The sequence below is a fragment of the Sulfitobacter sp. THAF37 genome (assembly GCF_009363555.1).
Taxonomy (GTDB): Bacteria; Pseudomonadota; Alphaproteobacteria; order Rhodobacterales; family Rhodobacteraceae; genus Sulfitobacter.
Genome location: NZ_CP045372.1, coordinates 742,383 through 763,275, shown reverse-complemented (window position 1 = coordinate 763,275; position 20,893 = coordinate 742,383). Strand labels below are relative to the sequence as shown.

24 protein-coding genes and 1 tRNA gene are annotated in these 20,893 nt (G+C 62.5%); 14 read left to right on the top strand and 11 right to left on the bottom strand.

Annotated elements, in window-relative coordinates:
• Positions 1-11 precede the first annotated feature (11 nt).
• Positions 12-725 carry a DNA/RNA nuclease SfsA gene (gene sfsA, locus FIU94_RS03845; protein ID WP_152464519.1) on the bottom strand — a complete coding sequence of 238 codons (714 nt, stop codon included), beginning with the start codon at positions 723-725 and terminating at the stop codon, positions 12-14.
• 46 nt (positions 726-771) lie between these two features.
• On the opposite strand from sfsA, the gene FIU94_RS03840 reads away from it, so the two are divergent.
• From FIU94_RS03840 to FIU94_RS03825, 4 genes are read left to right on the top strand one after another with little or no spacing between them, the layout of a single operon-like run.
• The gene (locus FIU94_RS03840) at positions 772-1,491 is read left to right on the top strand and encodes a molybdopterin-binding protein (RefSeq protein ID WP_152464518.1); all 720 of its coding nucleotides are present in this window, start codon (positions 772-774) and stop codon (positions 1,489-1,491) included.
• Positions 1,488-2,207 carry a GNAT family N-acetyltransferase gene (locus tag FIU94_RS03835; protein ID WP_152464517.1) on the top strand — a complete coding sequence of 240 codons (720 nt, stop codon included), beginning with the start codon at positions 1,488-1,490 and terminating at the stop codon, positions 2,205-2,207. The genes FIU94_RS03840 and FIU94_RS03835 overlap by 4 nt, the downstream gene beginning before the upstream one ends.
• An 11-nt stretch (positions 2,208-2,218) precedes the next feature.
• Positions 2,219-2,788: a peroxidase-related enzyme gene (locus tag FIU94_RS03830; protein ID WP_152464516.1), complete on the top strand. Its 570-nt coding sequence runs from the start codon at positions 2,219-2,221 to the stop codon at positions 2,786-2,788.
• Positions 2,785-3,711, top strand: a complete 927-nt coding sequence (locus FIU94_RS03825; RefSeq protein ID WP_152464515.1) for an OmpA family protein — start codon at positions 2,785-2,787, stop codon at positions 3,709-3,711. The genes FIU94_RS03830 and FIU94_RS03825 overlap by 4 nt, the downstream gene beginning before the upstream one ends.
• 84 nt (positions 3,712-3,795) lie before the next feature.
• Here FIU94_RS03825 and FIU94_RS03820 read toward each other — a convergent pair whose 3' ends face one another.
• From FIU94_RS03820 to FIU94_RS03810, 3 genes are all read right to left on the bottom strand, one after another.
• Positions 3,796-4,701: a LysR family transcriptional regulator gene (locus tag FIU94_RS03820; protein WP_152464514.1), complete on the bottom strand. Its 906-nt coding sequence runs from the start codon at positions 4,699-4,701 to the stop codon at positions 3,796-3,798.
• 148 nt (positions 4,702-4,849) lie between these two features.
• Positions 4,850-5,791: a zinc transporter ZntB gene (locus FIU94_RS03815; RefSeq protein WP_152464513.1), complete on the bottom strand. Its 942-nt coding sequence runs from the start codon at positions 5,789-5,791 to the stop codon at positions 4,850-4,852.
• 82 nt (positions 5,792-5,873) lie between these two features.
• Positions 5,874-7,901, bottom strand: a complete 2,028-nt coding sequence (locus FIU94_RS03810; protein WP_152464512.1) for an NADPH-dependent 2,4-dienoyl-CoA reductase — start codon at positions 7,899-7,901, stop codon at positions 5,874-5,876.
• Positions 7,902-8,019: 118 nt separating this feature from the next.
• Between FIU94_RS03810 and FIU94_RS03805 the strand changes: the two genes are divergently transcribed.
• The 4 genes from FIU94_RS03805 to FIU94_RS03790 all read left to right on the top strand — a co-directional run bounded on the left by FIU94_RS03805 (position 8,020) and on the right by FIU94_RS03790 (position 10,366).
• Positions 8,020-8,481, top strand: coding sequence for a GNAT family N-acetyltransferase (locus tag FIU94_RS03805; RefSeq protein WP_152464511.1), 462 nt, complete (start codon positions 8,020-8,022; stop codon positions 8,479-8,481).
• Positions 8,478-8,960, top strand: coding sequence for an RNA pyrophosphohydrolase (locus FIU94_RS03800; protein ID WP_152464510.1), 483 nt, complete (start codon positions 8,478-8,480; stop codon positions 8,958-8,960). The genes FIU94_RS03805 and FIU94_RS03800 overlap by 4 nt, the downstream gene beginning before the upstream one ends.
• Positions 8,960-9,436: a hypothetical protein gene (locus FIU94_RS03795; protein ID WP_152464509.1), complete on the top strand. Its 477-nt coding sequence runs from the start codon at positions 8,960-8,962 to the stop codon at positions 9,434-9,436. The genes FIU94_RS03800 and FIU94_RS03795 overlap by 1 nt, the downstream gene beginning before the upstream one ends.
• A 444-nt stretch (positions 9,437-9,880) precedes the next feature.
• Entirely contained in the window at positions 9,881-10,366 is a 486-nt protein-coding gene (locus FIU94_RS03790) for a CatB-related O-acetyltransferase (RefSeq protein ID WP_368407142.1), read from the top strand.
• Between the two features lie 27 nt (positions 10,367-10,393).
• Here FIU94_RS03790 and FIU94_RS03785 read toward each other — a convergent pair whose 3' ends face one another.
• Positions 10,394-10,891 carry a DUF892 family protein gene (locus tag FIU94_RS03785; protein WP_152464507.1) on the bottom strand — a complete coding sequence of 166 codons (498 nt, stop codon included), beginning with the start codon at positions 10,889-10,891 and terminating at the stop codon, positions 10,394-10,396.
• Positions 10,892-11,045: 154 nt separating this feature from the next.
• Between FIU94_RS03785 and FIU94_RS03780 the strand changes: the two genes are divergently transcribed.
• A tRNA-Trp gene (locus FIU94_RS03780) sits at positions 11,046-11,121 on the top strand.
• Between the two features lie 368 nt (positions 11,122-11,489).
• Here the strand turns inward: FIU94_RS03780 and FIU94_RS03775 are convergent.
• From FIU94_RS03775 to FIU94_RS03750, 6 genes are read right to left on the bottom strand one after another with little or no spacing between them, the layout of a single operon-like run.
• Positions 11,490-12,950, bottom strand: coding sequence for an amidase family protein (locus tag FIU94_RS03775; protein WP_152464506.1), 1,461 nt, complete (start codon positions 12,948-12,950; stop codon positions 11,490-11,492).
• A complete protein-coding gene (locus tag FIU94_RS03770; RefSeq protein WP_152464505.1) occupies positions 12,947-13,897 on the bottom strand; it encodes a branched-chain amino acid ABC transporter permease in 951 nt (316 codons plus the stop codon). The genes FIU94_RS03775 and FIU94_RS03770 overlap by 4 nt, the downstream gene beginning before the upstream one ends.
• On the bottom strand, positions 13,897-14,766 hold the full coding sequence (locus tag FIU94_RS03765; protein ID WP_152464504.1) for a branched-chain amino acid ABC transporter permease: 870 nt from the start codon (positions 14,764-14,766) through the stop codon (positions 13,897-13,899). The genes FIU94_RS03770 and FIU94_RS03765 overlap by 1 nt, the downstream gene beginning before the upstream one ends.
• A complete protein-coding gene (locus FIU94_RS03760) occupies positions 14,763-15,461 on the bottom strand; it encodes an ABC transporter ATP-binding protein (protein WP_302848718.1) in 699 nt (232 codons plus the stop codon). The genes FIU94_RS03765 and FIU94_RS03760 overlap by 4 nt, the downstream gene beginning before the upstream one ends.
• Positions 15,462-15,468: 7 nt before the next feature.
• Positions 15,469-16,194 carry an ABC transporter ATP-binding protein gene (locus tag FIU94_RS03755; RefSeq protein ID WP_172975840.1) on the bottom strand — a complete coding sequence of 242 codons (726 nt, stop codon included), beginning with the start codon at positions 16,192-16,194 and terminating at the stop codon, positions 15,469-15,471.
• Positions 16,194-17,459, bottom strand: a complete 1,266-nt coding sequence (locus FIU94_RS03750) for an ABC transporter substrate-binding protein (RefSeq protein WP_152464501.1) — start codon at positions 17,457-17,459, stop codon at positions 16,194-16,196. The genes FIU94_RS03755 and FIU94_RS03750 overlap by 1 nt, the downstream gene beginning before the upstream one ends.
• A gap of 134 nt (positions 17,460-17,593) precedes the next feature.
• Here FIU94_RS03750 and FIU94_RS03745 point away from each other — a divergent pair, with 134 nt between their 5' ends.
• The 5 genes from FIU94_RS03745 to rplK all read left to right on the top strand — a co-directional run bounded on the left by FIU94_RS03745 (position 17,594) and on the right by rplK (position 20,892).
• On the top strand, positions 17,594-18,388 hold the full coding sequence (locus tag FIU94_RS03745) for a TetR/AcrR family transcriptional regulator (RefSeq protein WP_152464500.1): 795 nt from the start codon (positions 17,594-17,596) through the stop codon (positions 18,386-18,388).
• Positions 18,389-18,526: 138 nt separating this feature from the next.
• Positions 18,527-19,261, top strand: a complete 735-nt coding sequence (locus FIU94_RS03740) for a hypothetical protein (RefSeq protein WP_152464499.1) — start codon at positions 18,527-18,529, stop codon at positions 19,259-19,261.
• Positions 19,262-19,351: 90 nt separating this feature from the next.
• Complete coding sequence (gene secE / locus FIU94_RS03735) at positions 19,352-19,549, top strand: preprotein translocase subunit SecE (RefSeq protein ID WP_152464498.1); 198 nt, start codon at positions 19,352-19,354, stop codon at positions 19,547-19,549.
• Positions 19,550-19,765: 216 nt separating this feature from the next.
• A complete protein-coding gene (gene nusG, locus FIU94_RS03730; protein ID WP_152464497.1) occupies positions 19,766-20,299 on the top strand; it encodes a transcription termination/antitermination protein NusG in 534 nt (177 codons plus the stop codon).
• A 167-nt stretch (positions 20,300-20,466) separates the two neighbouring features.
• Positions 20,467-20,892, top strand: a complete 426-nt coding sequence (gene rplK, locus FIU94_RS03725; protein WP_067267940.1) for a 50S ribosomal protein L11 — start codon at positions 20,467-20,469, stop codon at positions 20,890-20,892.
• Position 20,893 lies beyond the last annotated feature (1 nt).

Sequence of the window (20,893 nt, the reverse complement as noted above, 5' to 3'; positions counted from 1 at the left end):
CAGGCAGATGTTTAGCGTGCGCGGCGTTGCAATGCCAGAGGGGCGGCCAAAGTGACGCAGTCCGGCGTAATATGGGTGCCGAGGCACAGCGTTTCCACCCCGCCTTCAGTTGCCGCCGCATGCGCCGCAGCATAGGCAGGGTCAATGTCGCGCGCCATTGTAACAGATGTGCAATCGGTCCGTTGCACGAGGTAGAGCAGGACCGCGCGGTGACCGGCCTGCGCCATCTGCGCCAGATCGTTCAGGTGCCGCGCTCCGCGCGCCGTCACGCTGTCGGGAAATTCGGCCAATCCTGGCGTGCGGCTTAGGGTGACGGATTTCACCTCGACATAGCAATCCGGTCTGCGCGGCCCCGACAGCAGGAAATCGACGCGCGATTTTTCGGCGTATCTCACCTCAGCCTGAACTCTGTCATAGCCTGCCAGCCCCGCGATTTCCCCGGCTTCAAGCGCCGATCTGATCAACCGGTTCGGCAGCCCGGTATCGACCCCGGTGAAGTGGCCGTTCTCGTGATCCACGAGGCGCCAGCCGAATTTCAGCTTCTTCTTCGGGTCATCGTTGGGTTCCAGCCAGATCCGGGTGCCGGGCTCGGCCAGACCCATCATCGACCCGGGGTTGGCGCAATGTGCCGTCACCTCGCGCCCGTCTTCCAGCTGGCAATCGGCGAGGAACCTCTTGTAGCGGCGGATCAGCCGGGCGGGCACAAGTTGGGTTTGAAAGCGCATGGGGTGCGGCCTATACCGAACCTCGGAACGTCTCAAGGAGAACCCGATGCCAAACCCAACCGCCGCCATGATCGTCATCGGAGACGAGATCCTGTCAGGCCGTACCCGGGACAGCAACATGCACCATCTCGCGGGCAAACTGGCGGAGGCGGGGATCGACCTTATGGAGGTTCGCGTGATCAGCGACGATCAGGACGCGATCGTCGGGGCGGTGCGGGAATTGTCGGGCCGTCATGATCACGTCTTCACGAGCGGCGGTATTGGCCCGACACATGACGACATCACCGCCGACAGCATCGCGGCGGCCTTTGACCGCCGGATTGACGTCCGCGACGATGCCCGCGCGATCCTTACCGCGCATTATGCCAGATCGGGGACAGAGCTGAACGCCGCGCGCCTGAGGATGGCGCGCATTCCCGACGGCGCGGAGCTGATCGAAAACCCGGTGTCCGCCGCGCCGGGTTTCCGGGTCGAAAATGTATACGTCATGGCCGGGGTGCCCAGCGTATTCCATGCGATGGTCGGTTCCGTTTTGCCAGGATTGACCGGGGGTGCCCCGCTGATCAGCAAGACGCTGCGCATTGATCGGGGCGAAGGTGACATTGCCGCGCCGCTGGGCACGCTTGCCAAGGCTTATCCGATGCTGTCGATGGGGTCCTATCCCTTTCAGAAAGACGGAAGATACGGCGCGCATGTCGTGATCCGGGGCAGTGACGCAGCCGCGGTGGACGCGGCACTGGCCGAGTTGAAGGCAGCCTTTGTATGACGGTGGCGGCGGCACGGCTTTATGAGATCTGCGACCGGACCTGGCCTGCCGCGCGGCGGTTCGAGCACGGAAACTGGACGCTGCGCGAGGGGCGCGGCGGCGGCAAGCGCGTGTCGGCGGCCACTGCCCGCGGCCCGGTCGAAAGCGCGGATATCGACGAGGCGGAAATCGCCATGCGCGCGCTGGACCAGACGCCGCTGTTCATGGTCCGCGAGGGAGACGAGGCGCTTGACCGGCTGTTGGACGCGCGGGGGTATGGCATCGTCGATCCCGTGATCATGTACACGATTCCGACAGATCGGCTGACTGACCTGCCGATCCCGCGCGTCACCGCGTTTGAAATCTGGGAACCGCTGGCCATCATGCGCGAGATCTGGGCGCAGGGTGGCGTCGGCACCGCCCGGATTGCGGTCATGGAGCGGGCAGAGGTGAAGACGGCGATCCTTTCGCGCTGGAAGGAAAAACCCGGGGGCGTCGCCTTTGCCGCGGTCCATGACGGGATCTGCATGGTTCACGCGGTAGAGGTGCTGCCGCATCAGCGGCGGCAGGGCGTGGCAGGGTGGATGATGCGGCGCGCCGCGTTCTGGGCGCAGGCACGGGGGGCGGCGCTGCTTGCAGTGCTCTGCGTCGAACAGAACGCGGGCGCGAATGCGCTCTACCAGGCTATAGGCTTCACCGAATGCGGGCGCTACCATTATCGTCAATCCCCGAGGTAAAGGAGACTTTCGTGGCCGACGATTCCCCAACCGCCCTTGACCTGCCGATGGTTGATCCGCTGCCCGCGCAGACGCAGAAATATTTCGACGTCTGCATGGAGAAGCTGGGCATGGTTCCCAACGTCCTGCGGGCCTATGCCTTTGACATCGACAAGCTCAACGCCTTCACGGCGATGTACAACGACCTGATGCTGGGGGACAGCGCCCTGAGCAAGCTGGAGCGCGAGATGATCGCGGTCGCCGTGTCGTCGGTCAACAAGTGTTACTACTGCCTCGTGGCGCATGGGGCCGCAGTGCGGCAGCTGTCAGGCGATCCGCAACTGGGCGAGGCGCTGGTGATGAACTACAAGGTGGCCAGGATCGACGCACGCCAGATGGCGATGCTGGATTTCGCGGTGAAACTGACCCGCGAAAGTGCTGCCGTCGTGGAATCCGACCGCGAGGCGCTGCGTGCCCATGGTTTCTCGGACCGCGATATTTTCGACATAGTAAGTGTCGCAGCCTTTTTCAACATGACCAACCGGGTTGCCAGTGGCACCGACATGCGGCCCAATGTCGAATATCACGCACAGGCCAGATGATCCTGCGGGCGCTGCTCTTGGGATGTGTTCTGGCCGGGCCGGTGGCCGCGGTGGAGCTTTCTCTGCCCGCAGGCGCGCGGTTGACGGCAGAGCGCAACACCGGGCCTGACAGATACTCCGCGCCTGCGGGTATCTTCCGAAACGGGCAGGTCGTGACGCTGGAGGTGGAGGGCCAGGTGCGCCGCGCCGCATGGCAACTTAGCCAGCAGGGCCTGACACCGCTGCAACTTATCCGACCGCTCCGCCGTCAGCTGTTGGATGCGGGATTCGAGATCCTGCTGGATTGCGCCGCCGAGACCTGTGGCGGCTTCGATTTCCGGTTCGCGACAGAGACGCTGCCGGGCCCGAACATGTACGTGAACATCCGCGCTTATCACTTCATTACCGCCGTGCGGCCCTCGGTGGACGCGCCGCAGGAAGTGTTGACGATACTCGCAAGCACGGCGGCGAATTCAGCATTCATCCAGGTGATACGTGCGGGTGAAGTGACCGAGAACGATGTGGTGACAGAAGCGCCGGTGCCGGTTTCCCCGACTGCGCAGGTGCAGGACGACCTGGGCAACCGGCTGATCCGCGAGGGTCACGCGGTGCTGCGCGACCTTGAGTTCCAGACCGGCGCGTCGGACCTGGAGGAGGGCAGATATGCGTCCCTGCGCAGGCTTGCAGACGTGTTGGATGCGCGGCCTAACCTGCGCATCGCACTGGTCGGCCACACCGACACGGTCGGCGCGCTGGATGGCAACATCGCGCTGAGCCGCCGCAGGGCGCAGTCGGTGCGGCAACGCATGATCGACCGGTTCGGCATCGACGGTGCCCGGATGGAGGCCGAAGGCATGGGGTATCTTTCCCCGATCGCCAGCAACCTTGAGGAAGAGGGGCGCGAGGAGAACCGACGCGTCGAGGTGGTCGTGCTGGGAGAGTGAGTTGAACGCAGAAAAAACCCCGACACCTTGAGAGTGCCGGGGGAGTTCACCGAGGGAGGTTGGTGTAAGTAATCCTGTGTCAGCTCACCATTCGCTGGGGCCCTTGTCGGCAAAGGCATGCACCAGAAAGTCGATGAAGGCGCGAACCTTTGGCTGGGTAAAGCGACCTGGCGGATAGACAGCGTAGATGCCCTGGGTCTCAAGCGGCAGATCGGGGATCGCATCTTCGATCAGCCCTTTTCCCATCGCATCGGAGTAGAGGAAGCTGGGCAGGTAGGCGATGCCGAGGCCCGAGATCGCGGCGTTCAGCAGGCTTTGTCCGTCGTTGACCGACAACCAGCCCGCAGTGCGCACCTGGCGCTTTTCGCCAGAGGGCGCAGTGAGTTTCCAGACATTGCCGCTGGACTGGTTGGAATAGTGCAGCAGTTTGTGGTTATTCAGATCGTCGATCTTTTCGGGGCGTCCGTAGGTTTCGAAATACTTCGGGCTCGCGATCATACGCTTGGTGGTCTCGGTCAGCTTGCGGGCCCGCAGGGTGCTGTCTTCCAGTTCCCCGATGCGGACGGCCATGTCGAAGCCTTCAGAGATCAGCTCCACGTAGCGGTTGTTCAGCACCATGTTAACGGTGATGTCCGGAAAATCCTTGAGGAATTCGGACAGCGCCGGCGACAGATGATTCACCCCAAAATCGGTGGCGACCGAGATGCGCAGAAGGCCCGAAGGCGCGGACTGCATCGAGGTGACAAGTGCGTCGGCTTCGCCCGCGTCGTTCAGAACGCGGCGTGCGCGGTCATAATAGGCGAGACCGATTTCCGTGGGCGAAACGCGGCGCGTGGTGCGGTTCAACAGGCGCGCGCCCAGCCGCGCTTCCAGCGACGATACATGCTTGGAAACCGCGGACTTGGAGATGCCCATCTTCTTGGCGGCATCGGTAAAGCCCCCCTGATCCACCACGGTGGCGAATGCTTCCATTTCTGTCAGGCGGTCCATAAAGGGGTTCCTCGTCAACTTTGTGCTTCGAGGACCGGGTATGATCGTCAAATTAGGCGAGATCGCGGCAGGTATTGGACAGTTGCAAGGTCTTTGCTGGAATCGTTGAAGGCAGGGAAACGGCGGAACAATCCGTTTCGTGACCGGGTCACAGCCAGCGCACCAGTTTCAACAGGATCACCATCAGCACGCTCAGGCCCAACATGGACAGGCACAGTATGGCGAAAGCATCGGGCCGGTCCACACCGGGCATCCCACCCACATTGACGCCGAACAGCCCGGTGATAAAGCCAAGAGGCAGAAAAATGGCAGCGGCCAGCGACAGGACGTAACCGTGTCGCGCTTGGCGCTGGGCGATGTTGGCGTCGTGTTCTTCCTGAACCGAGATCAGGCGACCTTGCAGCTCGTCCAGCTCCTCGACGTCGATTGCCGCGCGGTTGGCCAGTTCGCGGAGCGACAGGCTGATCGTTTCGGGGATCATCGGCAGGTCCAGCGTGGACAGTTTGCTGAGCGCTGCCCGCTGCGGTTCGAGGTAGCGGCGCAGGCGGATGACGGCGCGACGGTTGTCCGGCAGATCCCGCGGCATCGGGGTGTCCTTGTCCTCCAGCGCGATTTCGTAGTGGTCCGTCCGCTCGTCGATGGTCGCCACATGCTGGTCCACCCGGTCGGTCAGCCCGGTGATCAGCTGTTCGAGGAACTCGGCCGTGCTGAGCGGCGCACTGCCCGCCTCGGCGCCGCGGCGGATGGCGTCGATGGCAAAGACCTTGTTGCGGCGCACTGTCACCAGCACGTCCTCGTCGGCGTAGATCCGGACGGAGATCATCTCGTCCGCGTCCTCTCCGGTGTTGAGGTTGATGCCGCGCAGGTTCAGGATCAGCCCACCCTCGAACCGGTCGCAGCGGGGCCGGGTTTTCGGCTGGATCAGCGCGCCACCGGGGATCGGGTGCAGGTGTTGCTCTGCCCAGGGGATCAGCATCGGGTCGGCCAGGTCGAAATGCCACCAGCGGTACGCCGCGCCTCCGGTCAGGTTGGCGTCCTCCGGGACGGTTGTCGTGCCATCCTCGGCAACATCGAATACGCAAATCGGCATGGTTGGCCCCTCGTTACTCGACGCGGAGTCTGCACGCCGGGGCCAGCCGCCGCAAGCTGTTCTCTGTCCCTGCGCCCCCCGGTCAGAGGGCGGCAGCCAGACGCGTGCCCTGATTGATTGCGCGTTTTGCGTCCAGTTCGGCGGCGACATCCGCCCCGCCGATGACGTGGCAGGTCTTGCCCTTCGCTTCCAGCGCGTCGGCCAGCGACCGGTCTGACAGCTGCCCGGCGCACAGCACGATGGTATCCGCCTCGATCAGCGTCGGGTTCTCGCGCGCTTCGCCGAACGTGATGTGCAGCCCGTCGTCGTCGATCTTCTCGTAGTTCACGCCCGCGATCATCTTGACCTCCTTCATGGTGAGGGAGGCGCGGTGGATCCAGCCGGTGGTCTTGCCCAGACCTTTGCCCGGTTTGCTGGTCTTGCGTTGCAGCATGGTCACCTCGCGGGCCGGGGCGTGGGGTTGCGGGCCTTCGGGGGCCAACCCGGCGCGATGTTCCTCGGGGTCGGCGACACCCCATTCGCGCATCCATTCCGGCAGATTCAGCGTGGTGCTGTCGCCGTCGTGGACCAGATGTTCGGACACGTCGAAACCGATGCCGCCCGCGCCGACGACCGCGACACGCCGGCCCACCTTTGCCGTGCCATTCAGCGCGTCGATATAGCTGATCACGTTGTCGCGGTTCTGTCCCGGGATCTGGGGGTCGCGCGGCACGACGCCCGTGGCGATGATCACGTCGTCGAACCCGTCCAGATCGTCCGCCGACACCTCGGTTTCCAACCTGACGGTGATGTCATGCACCTTGAGCATCGTGCGATACCAATCGACAAAGCCCCAGAACTCTTCCTTTCCGGCGACCTGCTTGGCCAGGTTCAGCTGGCCGCCAATCTCCTTCGCGCGGTCGAAGACAGTGACATCGTGGCCCCGCTCTGCAGCGGTGATCGCCGCGGACAGCCCGGCGGGGCCGGCGCCGACAACCGCGATGGATCTGGGCGTTTCGGCAGCCTCGATCGTCAGCTCGGTCTCGTAGCAGGCGCGCGGATTGACGAGGCAAGTGGAAATCTTGCCGCCGAAGGTGTGGTCAAGGCAGGCCTGGTTGCAGGCGATGCAGGGCGCGATCCGGTTCGACTGTTCCTGCATGGCTTTCTTGACGAAATCCGCATCGGCAAGCATGGGGCGTGCCAGGCTGACCATGTCGGCGCAACCCTCCGCCAGTGCCTGTTCCGCCACTTCGGGGGTGTTGATCCGGTTGGAGGTGATCACAGGGATTCCGACCTTGCCCATCAGCTTGCGTGTGACCCAGGCGAATGCGGCCCGCGGCACCGATGTCGCGATGGTGGGTATCCGCGCCTCGTGCCAGCCGATGCCGGTGTTGATAATCGTGGCCCCCGCCTTTTCAATCTCCTGCGCCAGTTGCACGACCTCGTCGTAGGTCGAGCCGTTCGGCACGAGGTCGATCATCGAAAGGCGATAGATCAGGATGAAGTCCGGCCCGACAGCCTCGCGCACGCGCCTGACCACTTCGATCGGCAGGCGCATGCGGTTTTCGTAGGAGCCGCCCCACCGGTCGGTCCGCTTGTTGGTATGGGTGACAAGAAACTGGTTCAGGAAGTATCCCTCCGACCCCATGATCTCGACCCCGTCATACCCGGCTTCTCGGGCCCGGGCCGCGCAGGCGGCGATGTCGCTGATCTGCTTTTCGATCCCTTCCTCGTCCAGTTCCTTGGGCTGGAACATGGAAATCGGCGACTTGATTGCAGAGGGGGCGACGCAGTCGGGTGAAAAGGCATAGCGGCCCGCATGCAGGATCTGCAGCGCGATCTTGCCGCCTGCCTCATGCACCCGATCTGTCACGATGGTATGGTTCGCGACGTCCTTGTCGCTGACCATCAGCGCGGCGCCGTGGGCAACGGCCCCTTCCGGGTTCGGGCCGATACCGCCAGTTACCATCAGGCCGACCTCGCCCCTTGCGCGGGTGGCATAGAACTCCGCCACCCGGTTCCAGTCGCCGGTCTCTTCCAGTCCGGTGTGCATCGACCCCATCAGCACACGGTTCTTCAGTGTGGTGAATCCCAGGTCGAGCGGGGCAAGCAGGTGAGGATAGCTGGACATGGAAGACCTTTCTGGCTGGCTGCGTTCGAACACGAGAACATCCGATCCTGCGGCTTGTGTCACGGCGGACGCGGCGTCATCCTGACCATTGGTAATCATCGCGGCGAGGGAGGCAAGGATGCAGGTGCGTGCACGCCAAGAGAACGGCACGGACGACGCGGCGCTGGGGCAATTGATGTTCGACGCGATCCATCGCGGGCCAAGCTTGTATTCCGAGGCGGAACGTCGCGCGTGGCTGCCCGCACCAAACTCGGGGCCGGACTGGACCGAGCGGCTTGAGGCGCAGCGGGTGTGGGTGGCGCTGGAGGCGCACGCACCGGCCGGTTTCATCAGCCTTGAAGGCGAGGACTATATCAACCTTGCCTTCGTCGCCCCGGCAGCACAGGGCAGGGGCGTGTTTCGCGCGCTATATGGTTCTGTCGAAGCGGCGGCACAGGGCCAGCGGCGTCTTTGGACACATGCGAGCCTGATGGCGCAACCTGCTTTTCTGGCGGTGGGCTTCCATGTTATCCGTCACGAAACCGTGGCCCGGGCAGGCGAGGCTCTGCGCCGTGCCGAAATGGAGAAACCTCTGACATGACACCCGAAGATATCGCCAGATTGCCCTACCGTCCCTGCGTGGGGGTCATGCTGGTCAACGCTGACGGCGACGCCTTTGTCGGGCAGCGAAGGGACCGCGATCAGGAGGCTTGGCAAATGCCCCAGGGCGGCATTGAAAAGGACGAGGAACCGCGCGAGGCCGCCCTGCGGGAGCTGGAAGAGGAAACCGGGGTGTCCCGTGACCTTGTCACCGTGATGGCAGAGACCCGGACTTGGGTGCCCTACGATCTGCCGCACGATCTGGTGCCCAAAATCTGGAAGGGCCGGTTTCGCGGGCAGGAACAGAAATGGTTCCTGATGCGTTATCGGGGCACGGACGATCAGGTGAACATCGAGACGGAGCACCCCGAGTTTTCGCGCTGGCGTTGGATGCCGGTGGACCAATTGGTCCCGAACATCGTTCCCTTCAAACAGGCGGTCTACAGCGCCGTCGTTTCCGAGTTCGAGGAGTATTTGTGATGCGTTTCGCAGCCCTTATGCTGGCCATGTTCGCCCCTCTGCCCGCGCTGGCGCTATCGTGCATCGCCCCGTCGGTGGAGCGCAGCTATCACGAGGTGAACGATGCCAAGGAAGAATACGTCGTCGTGCACGGGCGCCTGACGCTGGACACGCGCAAACTGCCGAGCGACGGTTCGTTGCAGTCCAATCCGCCAAAAATGACGAAAGTGCCTGCCACCCTGAACGGCTTGTCGCTGAACAAGTCGGGCTTTCAGGTTCCGTTCGATCAGGACATCATGCTGGAAGTCGCCTGTTTCGGTCCCTGGTGTGGGTCTATGGCGAATGGTGCGGATGTTCTGGCCTTCGTGCGTCGGGACGAAGGCCGCTATGCGCTGGGGGTGAACCCCTGCGGGGGGCATGTTTTCACACCGGCAAAACCGGCGCAGTTGAAGCAGGTCCGGCAGTGTTTTGTCGGCGGGCCGTGCAAGGCAGAGTAGATCAGCGCAGTCGGACGGGTGGATCGTAATCGCTGCATCATTGTTTCGTCTCGTTCAGCAGGGCATAGAAGACATGTCGAAAATGACATGTCTTCCTTAGACGCGGATTTCGGGGCAAAGGCGGCTTCAAAGCGGTGAAAGCCATTTATTTGCGGCTAGATGTCTTCAACGGCGCGGCGCAGTCTGCTATCGTGCGGCGAAACCGCTGGAGGGTGCCGTGACAACAACTTTGATCTGACCAAATTTTCCCAGATTTAAGGAGTTGTTATGCCCGCCCCAAGACCCTTTCCCACAGCCAATACCTTGCATCCCGTGCCCCTTCCCGACGGCAGCACACATGCGGGTACCGTCTTCCTGCGCGCGGCCCTGTCTCATCCGCGGATCAGTGTCGGCGACTATTCCTATGCCAGCGCACACAACCCGCCCGAGGATTGGGCAGCGCATTTGGCGCCCTATCTTTACGACTTCAGCCCCGAACGGTTGGTGATCGGGAAATTTTGCCAGATCGCCGACGGGGTTGTCTTTATCACTGCCTCCGCGAACCATCGCTACGATGGTATTTCCAGTTTCCCCTTTGCCGTTTTTGGCGGCGGCCCGGTGGAGGGGCGTCCGTCGATGCCCGGGCCGGGGCCTGATACGATCGTCGGCAATGATGTGTGGATCGGTCAGGGTGCCCGCATAATGCCTGGTGCGCAGCTGGGTGATGGGGTGATCGTCGGCGCGGGCGCTGTGGTCTCAGGCCGTATATCGCCCTACAGCGTGATCGCAGGCAATCCGTCTCGCCTGGTACGGATGAGGTTCGGCCCGGCAGAAATTGATGCTTTGGAACAAATTGCCTGGTGGGACTGGCCGATCGACAGAATCCTCGCCAACGAACAGCTGATCGTCGGCGCGGATGTCGCGGGTTTGTCGGCCGTGGCACGAGGTTAGCCCCACGCCACGGCCCAGAGGCAACGCTCAGGCCGCCGCTTCGTTGACGCCGCCGTTCATGCCAATGTCTGTCATGCGGCGGTCGCCGTCATAAGTTTCGTCCAGAAGCTTCTGCAGGATCGCGCCTTCTTCGTCGAGGTTCAGACGGTTGGCAAAGGCAACAACCGAGCCATAGCCTGCAAGCGCGTAGTGGACCATGCGCTGGTATTGGGTGATGATCACCGCATCGCGGGTGGCGTCGTTGTCGAAATCGGCCTTGAGCGCGTGCGCGCGAGCCTCTGTCACCAGACCGGCCATGCCTTTGCAGTGTTCGCCTTCGGGGTCGATGTCGTGTTCGGCGCAAATGGACTTCAGCTGATCCATGCCTGCGCTGATGCCGTTGGTGCCTGCGATGAGGGCTTCGCTGACCTTCTTGTCCGTCGCGGCGCGACCCAATTCTGTTGTCGCGTCAAGCGATTGCTTGCAGGCACTGTACAGGTCTTGAAGCTGATCGTGGTAAACGTCGTGCAGGTTCTTGAGGGTCATGGCAGGTTCCTTGCGTGCTTGTTAAGTTTTCTTTTCGAAGAACCAACGCTTCGGCCCCGATGAAGAGTTCCGCACACATCGGGTGAAATTCCCTGCAATCGGCGCGATGCCCCTTGATCGCGGCGGCAATTGCGACTAGTCGGAGGTTCGGCATAGGGGTTTAGCTCAGTTGGTAGAGCATCGGTCTCCAAAACCGAGGGTCGTGGGTTCGAGTCCCTCAGCCCCTGCCACACAAATCACTGAAAACATTGAATAAAAAAATCAGCCCGGTACACGGGTTGGTTGAAATTGCGGAATTTGGACGGGGACAGTCCCCGTAAATCTGTCCCGCGACCAGCGGGGACAAACGGGGACAGCGAAATTTTGGATCCACGTAACATATTGAAATTAATATGAAAAAGTTTCCTCACAAGTCTCCAAAACCGAGGGTCGTGGGTTCGAGGCCCTCAGCCCCTGCCATCCAGAAAATATCGTTCTCGTAAGGTTTCTTGCCCTGGCGCTTGTCGTCGCAAAGGGTCTGGTGCTGCGCAGTCCGTTTCAGATGCTGATAACGGACGGCGCAGAAGGAAGATCGGGGGCAAGGGTGCTCTTTGCCGTCTCAATCGAAGCCGGGCGGCGGCACGAAGCCGCCGAAGACTTCGTCGCAAAGTTCAGTGAAGCGAAGCGTTGTTCGATCTCCGAATTCGACGCCAATAGACTGGACACCGGCCGGCATGCCGCGCACCTGCGAGGGCAGGGGGCGGACGGTCGCCGGCAGCAGCCCCTGTGTGGCCACGCCGGGCCAATAGAGGTTTTCCAGATAGGGCCGCATTTCCCCCCCGACATCCAGAACGCGCGCCATCTGGGGAACCGGGCCATGCCCGTCTTCGGTCTGGTGCGGAAAGGCGACCGTCATGCTGACCGGGCACAACAGAATATCGTAGTCCCGGAACCAGTCGCGCCAGGCCTGTCGCAGCGCCTCCTGGCGTTCCACCAGAGCGGCATAGCCCGCGAGGCTTGATCTCGTGGCCCGCGCCACCCGCGCTGGCAGGCTGTCCGGCGGATGGCCGGTCGCTGCCGCGGCATAAGCCTCAAGCTCTTCTGCCGGCAGGGCCGAACCGATGACGGCAAACAGGGTGTCGATGTAGAACGCCTCATTGCCGACCAGCGGGGCCGGTGGCGTATCGAAACGGGTGATCCGAACGCCCTGCGCGGCGAGGGCATCCGCGAATTCGCCGATCGCTTCGGCGTAGGCCGGATCGACCGGACTGCCCCCGGTCCAGACCGCGACCCGATAATCCGAGAGCCTATCGTGTCGCGCCTTCGGCAGGTTCAGGACCCATGCGTTTTCCGCTGCGCCACCGGCAAGCAGATCCATCCCAAGCTGCAGGTCCGCGGCGCAGCGCCCCATCGGGCCGTAGACCGACAGCGGCGATTGCGACCGCGCCCCAGGGGGTGGGACGTGACCGATGCCCGACACGGTGCCGTAGGTGGGTTTATGGCCCCAGACGCCGCAGAAGTGCGCGGGTATCCGGATCGAGCCGCCGATGTCGCTGCCAAGTTCCAGCGCGGTGAACCCTGCCGCGAGCGCGGCGGCGGACCCGCCCGACGATCCGCCGACGGTCCTGCCGGTATCCCAGGGATTGCGGCTGACGCCATAAATCGGGTTGTAGCTTTGGTGATCCGACGCCGCGAGCGGCACGTTGGTTTTGCCCCATATGACGGCACCGGCTGCCCGCAGCCGCGCAACCGCATCCGCGTCCTCGGTCGACAGATGATCCTTCAGCTCGGGGATGCCCGCCGTCGCATGGAAGCCTTCGATCTCGAAGGTTTCCTTGATGGTCATCGGCAGGCCGGCCAGCGGGCCGGGTGCGGCGCTGCCCGCATCCACCGCTTTGGCCGCCTTGCGTGCGGCGTCAGCGCGGGTTTCGACGACCGAGTTGATGTCGCCGTCGAGCCTTGTCTGGCGGTCCAGGTAGATGTCCAGCAGTTCGACTGCGCCGATCTTCCGCGATCTCAGGGCGGCGACAGCCTCTCCTGCGGTCCACAGATGTGGCTTCTTGTCTTGGTATGCGGTCATGAAGATGCCTTGTCTTTGAGTGATCGGATGGAATTGGAGAATGCGGGCCACAAGCCCTGCGGAAGGAACAGGAGCACGCCGATGGCGAGCAGCCCCATCACGATCCAGTTCTGACTGCCGGAATACCCGGCTGCGGTCATGACCTCGCGGATGCCGATGAACAGGACCACGCCAACCACGGGTCCGGTCAGCGTGCCCAGTCCGCCAATGACCACAATGAACATCATCATGATCACCCATTTGGCCTGGAAGGCGTCCAGCGGAGTCACGAACAGCGTGGTCGTATAGTAGAGCGCAGCGGCCAAAGCGGTGCCTGCCGCCGTCAGGGTGAACAGGATCAGGTGCAGTCGCCAGATATTGACGCCGGCCGCCTCCGCCGCCGCTTCGTTGTCGCGCACCGCCAGTGTGGCCAGCCCAAGTCTGCTGCGCAGGAACACGCGCAGGCCGACGATCAGCGCCACGGAAAGGAAGAGCACGACAGGCAGCACTGTCTGTTCGGGGAAGCCCTGCATCATCTCGCCGCCCGGGCGCAGGACAAGGCCACCGGACCCGCCGAGTGCCGGGGTTTTGACAACGAACTGGAAGACGACTTCGGCGGCGACCCACATCCCGATGGCGAAATAGGCATGTTTCAGGTGGAACACGACCATGCCGAGAGGGATCGCGAGGATGCCAACGAGCACGGGGACGATCGCGACGGTTGCCCAGACGGGAAGCCCGGAGTTGTTCGCGATCACACAGAGGCCATAGCCGCCCAGACCCACAAACATCTGTTGGCCAAAGGAGACCTGTCCGGCATATCCGGCCAGCAGGTTCCACATCTGCGCCATGATAAACAGGACGAAGACCTCGCACAGCAGGAACTGGAGACCGGAGTCGATGAATACTCCGGCAAGACCGGCAATCACGGCCCCGGCAACCAGTACGGCGATTTCATAACGACGCATCAGGAAAGCCTCCCGGTCATGGCGCGGAAGACCAGCACGATGAAGAACACGAGATGGACGTAGAAAAGCCCGGCATTGCCGTCGAACCACGTACTGACCACCTGGGTCATGCCCAGCAGGAAGCCTGCCCAGAGCACGCCGCGGATGGATCCCAGACCGCCGAGAACCACGACTTCAAACGCGATCAGCAGGTTGTCGAGGCCCGAGTAGGGCGAAACGCTCGCCCGCATCGCCAGCAACACCCCAGCGATGGCTGCCAGTCCGGCAGAGAGCGCCGCGACGATGACATGAATGCGCTGAACCGGGGCGCCCACCAGTTCCGCGATATCGGGCAGATCGGAAACCGCGCGTATCTGCCTGCCCAGGTGCGTCTTGAAGATGAGCAGGGTCAGCAACCCAAACGACGCTATCGCGATCAGCAGGGAGATCAGCGGCAGGACTCCGAAGGTCAGTCCGGCGATGGTGAAATTCGCCTGCCCCAGTTGACCCACCGACAGGCCGCGCAAATCTGCGCCCACGGTTTCGACCAGCGAGTCGCGCAGCACCACCGCCAGCCCGAATGTCACGAGCATGGCCACAACCTCGTTACGGTGGGCCATCGCGCGTTCCACGATCAGCCACTGCGCCGCCGCACCCAGCAGGGCACAGGCAAGAAAGGCAATCAGAAGTATCACGTGGAAGGGCAGGTCCGGGAATACCACAATGGCACCGACGGCTGCAAAGGCACCGTAGGTGATGTATTCCCCATGGGCGAGTTGCAGCACCTTCAGGATGCCGTAGTTCAGCGCAAGTCCGGCCCCGATCATGGCATAAAGCCCGCCCAGCGTGAGCCCCTGGAACAAGAGCGATGCGAATTGTGCCGTTGTCATGTCCGGCCTCCGAAATAGGCCTCGTGGAGCGCGCCGGCGGTCATTCCCTTGGCGGGGCCGGTGAAAGTGACCGACCCTTTGAAGAAACAGGTGACCGAATTGGCGACTTCGCAGACGCGGGAAATGTCCTGATCGACGATCACGAGCGTTACTCCCTCTTTTTTAATTGTCGAAAGTGCGGTGTAGACTTCGCGCACCACAGCCGGAGACAGCCCGAGCGAAATCTCGTCGAACAGGAGAATCTTCGGGTTGGCGGCCAGCGCCCGACCGATCGCCACCATCTGCTGCTGGCCTCCGGACAGTTCCGACGGTCGTGAACCGCGTTTTTCCCTGAGGACCGGGAACAGGCGTTCAATAGCGGCGATGGTCCACGGGCCGTCGCGGTCCGTTTGTCCGATCAGCAGATTTTCCCGAACAGTCAGGCTGCCGAACAGCATGCGCCCTTCGGGCACCAGGGCCAGCCCCAGGTGCGACGCCTTCATCAGGTCGCCCGGCGCGATCTGTTGGCCATTGATCGTCATGTGGCCTTCCCAGCTGGGCATAAGCCCGCAAAGGATCCGCAGGAAAGTGGATTTGCCCGCTCCGTTGGCGCCGACCAGTGCGAGCGTCTCGCCCTGGCCAACCGACATCGAAACGCCGTCCAGTGCGCGGAACTGGCCATACCTGGCGCTGAGGTCCGAGATTTCGAGAGCCATCGCCATTTTACATCCCCATATACGTGCTTTGAAGGGCATCCGACGCCCAGACCTCGTCGAAGGGCCCATCGAGCAGCCTGGCGCCCTTGTCCATGACGACCAGTCGCGCGCAGATATCCTGCAAGGCGAATGGAATGTGCTCGACCCATACAATGGCCCGACCCGGTTGCAGCCGTCTCACCACCTCCTTCATCAGGGCGATTTCGGGTTCGGTAAGGCCAGCGGCGATTTCATCCAGCAGCAAGACCCGCGGCTTGCTGGCCACCGCCTTTGCCAGCTCCAGCCGTTTGCGGTCGAGAAGCCCCAGAGACGCGGGCACCTTGTCGGCCCGGTCGATCAGGCCGGTCATTTCCAGGACTTCGTCGATCCACACCCCGGCATCAGGCTGCGACAGCCCCGCGCCGAAATATGCCGGCAGCAATACATTTTCGCGTACCGTCAGTCGGTCGAAGGTCTGAGGGATCTGCGCGGCCTTGGCGATGCCCGCTGCGACGCGGGCATGAACCGGTAGGGCCGTGACGTCGTTGCCATCCATCGTAATCCTGCCCGACGATGGCTTGAGCGCCCCGCTGAGCAGAGACAGGAGCGTTGTCTTGCCCGCCCCATTCGGGCCTATAAGGCCGACGCTTTCGTCCGCGTTCAATTCAATGCTGATCTGATCGACCGCACAAACTGATCCGAACTGCCGCGACACATCTTCGGTCGCCATCAAGGCCATGGGACGGGCCGTCATCAGGCGCCGCCGAGCGGAACCATCTCCGCTTCGATCGGCACGGCGGGCAGGGCCGTATTGTCCACGATTTTCAGCTCGTAGGGGTGTTTCCCTGTGCCCTTGCGCCATTGGCCCCCGGCAAGTCCGGTGACGGCGACGCTCTTGATCGGGCTTCCGGCAAAGTTCACCGGGCCGATCACCGTCTCCATGTTCAGGGACGCGATCGCGTCGCGCACCATGTCAGGATCAGTCGGATCACCGGAGCGTTGCAACGCCGCCAGACCGACCTCCCACAGCGCATGACCATAGCCCAGCGGCTGGGTCCACTGGCGGCCGGATTCCTTTTCCCCGGCGGCGGCCAACGCCTCGGCGCTTTGGCCGGTGATCGTCGAACCGTAGGGGAACCGGGGCGACCACCAGACTTCGGTGGCCATGCCGTCGCCGGAGTCGCCCAGCGCCTCAAGACCGGAAGGAAACAGGAAAGCCGCTGCCATGGCGCAGACCTTGGGGCTGAGGCCCGCCTGCCCGATCTGGTTCCAGAACGGGATGAAGTGGTTGGGATACATGAAACCGGTCAGGATGTCCGGGTTGGCGGCGGCGAAAGCGGATACTGTGTTCGAGAAATCGTTCGCGGTGATTGGAAAACCGCCGCCTGCGGTTTCGGAATAGCCGGCCTGTTCGAGAAGAGGAGGAAGACCGAGCTGGGGGTCCATGAAGGCCTGGCCGGGTTCGTTGTTCAGGAACAGGGTGCCGACCTTCTTGTTCGTTTCGACCTGACCCATAAGCGCCACGAAAGTCTGCAGAATGGTGTCGGACCCGGCGAAGAAATGGAACGTGTAGGGGAAGCCGGTTTCCGGATTGCCGCCGCGCGGGAAGAACCAGCCCTGCCAAGGCACCATCGTCGAAATGGTCGGAACACGCCGTGTATCGGCCAACTCACCAATGGAGATCGCGCCGTCACCGTCCTGGGCCAGGACCAGATTGCATCTTTCGCGCAGCGCCAGTTCACTTGCGATCGACGTTGACCGGTTCGGATCCGACTGATTGTCCCGGATCACAAGTTCGACCTGATAGGTCTTGCCGCCGACATCCAGGCCGTTGGCCAGATGCGCCTTCATTTTCTCGATGGTCCAGCTCTCGGTTTCTCCGAAAGCGGCGCGGATTCCTGACAGGGCACCGACGTAGCCGATCTTGATCGTCGATCCGGCAGCGCGGGTGATTGCTGGTGCAAATAGACTGCCGGCCGCGGCACCTGCGCCGACCTTCAAAGCTTGCCGGCGTGTCATTGCGGCGTGTCTCATTGTGAATTTCATTATTGTTTCGCCTCCTGTTGTTGTGTTGTGTAACCAGTGGTCACATCCAATGTAACCGATGGACACATTAGGTTGGCAAGGTGTAATCCGTCAAATGAAAATGGCTGGTGCTCGGTTTTCGATGGTGGAAACCTTGTCGAATTGCCGGTTTGCATGGCATCAAAGGAGCCTTCTACATGTCAGGGAGCAGAAACATCGAACAGCACGGCACGACGAGCACGGCTAGCAAGGGAAGCCGAAAAAAAGCTTATCATCACAATGACTTGCGGAACGCACTGCTGGCCGAGGCGCTGAAACTGATCGCCGAGAGGGGCGGCCCTGTCTTCTCCATGCGCGAACTCGCCAGCGCCGTTGGCGTGACCCACGCCTCGGCTTACCGCCATTTTTCCGACAAGGCCGCGCTTCTTGATGCGTTGACCGCCGAGGGGTTTCGAATCCTCGCCGCCTGCCAGGAGGAGGAACTGGAAGGATCCTCGGACGATCCGCTTGAGCGGCTCAATGTCCTGGGGTCGGCGTATCTGCGGTTCGCGCTGGAGAATAAGGGGTTCTTTTCATTAATGTTCACGGCCCGTGAGGACGAGGACCCCGAACAGAGCAGCCGAACCCTTCACAACGAACAGGCGCTGTCGACCCTGGTGACATGCATCAAGGATTGCCAACGGGCCGGGCAGATCGTCGAAGGTGATGCGATTCGCATCGCAGGCTACATCGTATTGGCGACCCACGGCCTCGCGGTTTACCTGACACAGGGCCATCATCCGCTGGGCAGCGGCAAGGCCGCTGATTTCTTCCCGGGCATCAATGCGGTCAATGAGCTTTCCGTCGCGCCGCTGCTGGTCAACCCGCCATCCCCGAGAGATATCGCAAGACGCTGGTTTCCGCAGGCAGACCTGACAGATTGAATGGGGGCGGCGACAGGCTGAAGCGGCTGTGGGAATTGTGACTGCCCTCTGTGATCCGCCACTTTTTCGCCGTATTCGTGCCAACGTAGAGTCTGATTGAAGCGTTAGCGACGCCATAACTGGCTGAGAGATGCGACAATGACGACTGCAAGCGAGCGATCAACAGATATTTCATCCGAGGACCGGTCGGCGCAGGCCGAACCCGTGCAGGCGGAGCTGGATCCGGGATCACTGGCCGCGATCCGCGACCTGCTGGCGGGCGAAGCGCGCGCGGCGGAGCAGGCGGAGGCGCCGGTTTCGGAACGACAGACGCAGTCCCAGCCGCAACCTGCGGCGCAGGGGACGAGCAAACGCGCGATTCTTGAGCAGCAGGTCATCGCCCGGCCCGAGGCGCAGCCGGCTTCCGCCGCGCCCGCGAGGGCCGGTCGGAAAGGCGATCGGACACGAGGCGAAAACGAAACGCTAGCCAGGTTCAAGGCGGCGGTAACAGGCTATCGTCCGACAGGGCGCCACATCGTGATCGGCACCGCCGTGCTGTTGCTGGTGTTCCGGCCGTGGCTGGTGCTTGGCATCGCGTTGCTGGGCCTGTTCGTCATGGTCGGTGTCTTTCTGATCCTTGGATACGACGGATTCTGGCGCCGGGCCATGGGGCTCGCGCGGTGGTACGCCCGTCGAAACCCCTCCCGCGCGGTTGAGATGCACCGTAGGCTGGATGACTTTGCAATGAAGTGGGACGCCATACTGGACCGGTTCCCGGAAGGCTCGGTCGATGGTCTCTACCTGCCGGATTTCGGGGATCTGGCCGAAGCCGACAAAAGGCACGACGCCGCCGTTAACAGGCGCCTGTCCGAAATGCGCGAGCACGAAGCCTGATCCTTCGCCGGGGCGGGCGCGGGTTACGCCTTGAATCCGGCTCGCGCACCCTTTAGATGCTTCGGGCAGACAAGCGTTAGGATCGTTCAGATGGCCACCACCAACCCCCTCCAGTTCATTCAGCAGGTGCGTGCCGAGGTGGCCAAGGTTGTATGGCCCACCCGCCGCGAAGTGCTGTTGACCACGGTGATGGTGTTCATCCTCGCGGCGCTGACAGCCGTGTTTTTCGCTGTCGTCGACATCCTGATCCGGGGTGGGCTGCAGGGCATCCTGGGGATGTTCAGCTAGGCCCGCGGTCGCCTGCTGCGCGTCGCGAATTTCGCAATCCTCCCTTGAAAGACCTTCGCTTGCGCGTTATTGCGCAGGTCTGACCTGAAACGGGCGCGCGGCGATTCGAGTTGCGCGCCGATTTTTTGTTCAGGATTCGTCAGGCGCGTCCGGAGCGGCGCAAGAGATTTACGCACAAGGCGGCACGCGCCGCGCAAGACAGGGACGAGCGTTCAGATGGCAAAACGGTGGTATTCGGTCAGTGTGCTGTCGAACTTCGAGAAGAAGATCGCCGAACAGATTCGCACCTCTGCCGAAGAGCAGGGCCTGGAGGATCAGATCGACGAGGTGCTGGTCCCCACCGAAGAGGTGATCGAAGTGCGCCGGGGCAAGAAGGTGACGGCAGAGCGCCGCTTTATGCCCGGTTACGTTCTTGTTCACATGGAAATGTCCGACAAGGGATACCACCTGATCAATTCGATCAACCGGGTAACCGGGTTTCTGGGGCCGCAGGGGCGCCCGATGCCGATGCGCGATGCCGAGGTTCAGGCGATCCTGGGGCGCGTCCAGGAGGGCGAGGAAGCGCCGCGGACCCTTATCCACTTCGAGGTGGGCGAAAAGGTCAAGGTGGCCGATGGCCCGTTCGAGGATTTCGACGGCATGATCGAAGAGGTGGACGACGAGAACCAGCGTCTCAAGGTGTCGGTGTCGATCTTTGGCCGGGAAACCCCGGTCGAACTGGAATTCACACAGGTCAACAAACAGGCCTGAGTGTGCAAGGCGGGGCCATGCCTCGCCTACGGTCTGAAAGGGCCGTTCGTCTGTGGGAGGAAAGCGGCGCGCGCGTCACGATCCATACCACGCTCGCAAGTGGGCCGTGACGCGTCGCGGTCCGGAAGGGTGGGTCATGAACCCGCCGACAACAAAGGAGAAGGCCAATGGCCAAGAAACTCGTCGGTACGATGAAGTTGCAAGTCAAGGCGGGGCAAGCCAACCCGTCCCCGCCCGTGGGCCCTGCACTGGGTCAGCGCGGCATCAACATCATGGAATTCTGCAAGGCGTTCAACGCCAAGACAGCGGACATGGAGCCCGGCGCGCCGTGCCCGACCGTGATCAGCTACTATCAGGACAAGTCCTTTACCATGGACATCAAGACGCCCCCGGCGTCCTACTACCTGAAGAAAGCTGCCAAGGTGAACTCCGGCGCCAAGACGCCCAGCCGTGAGACCGTCGGCACCGTCACGACCAAGCAGCTTCGCGAGATCGCGGAAGCCAAGGCCGCAGACCTCAGCGCGAACGACGTCGAAGCGGCAATGAAGATCATTCTGGGCTCGGCGAAGTCCATGGGCATCGAGGTGAAGTAAG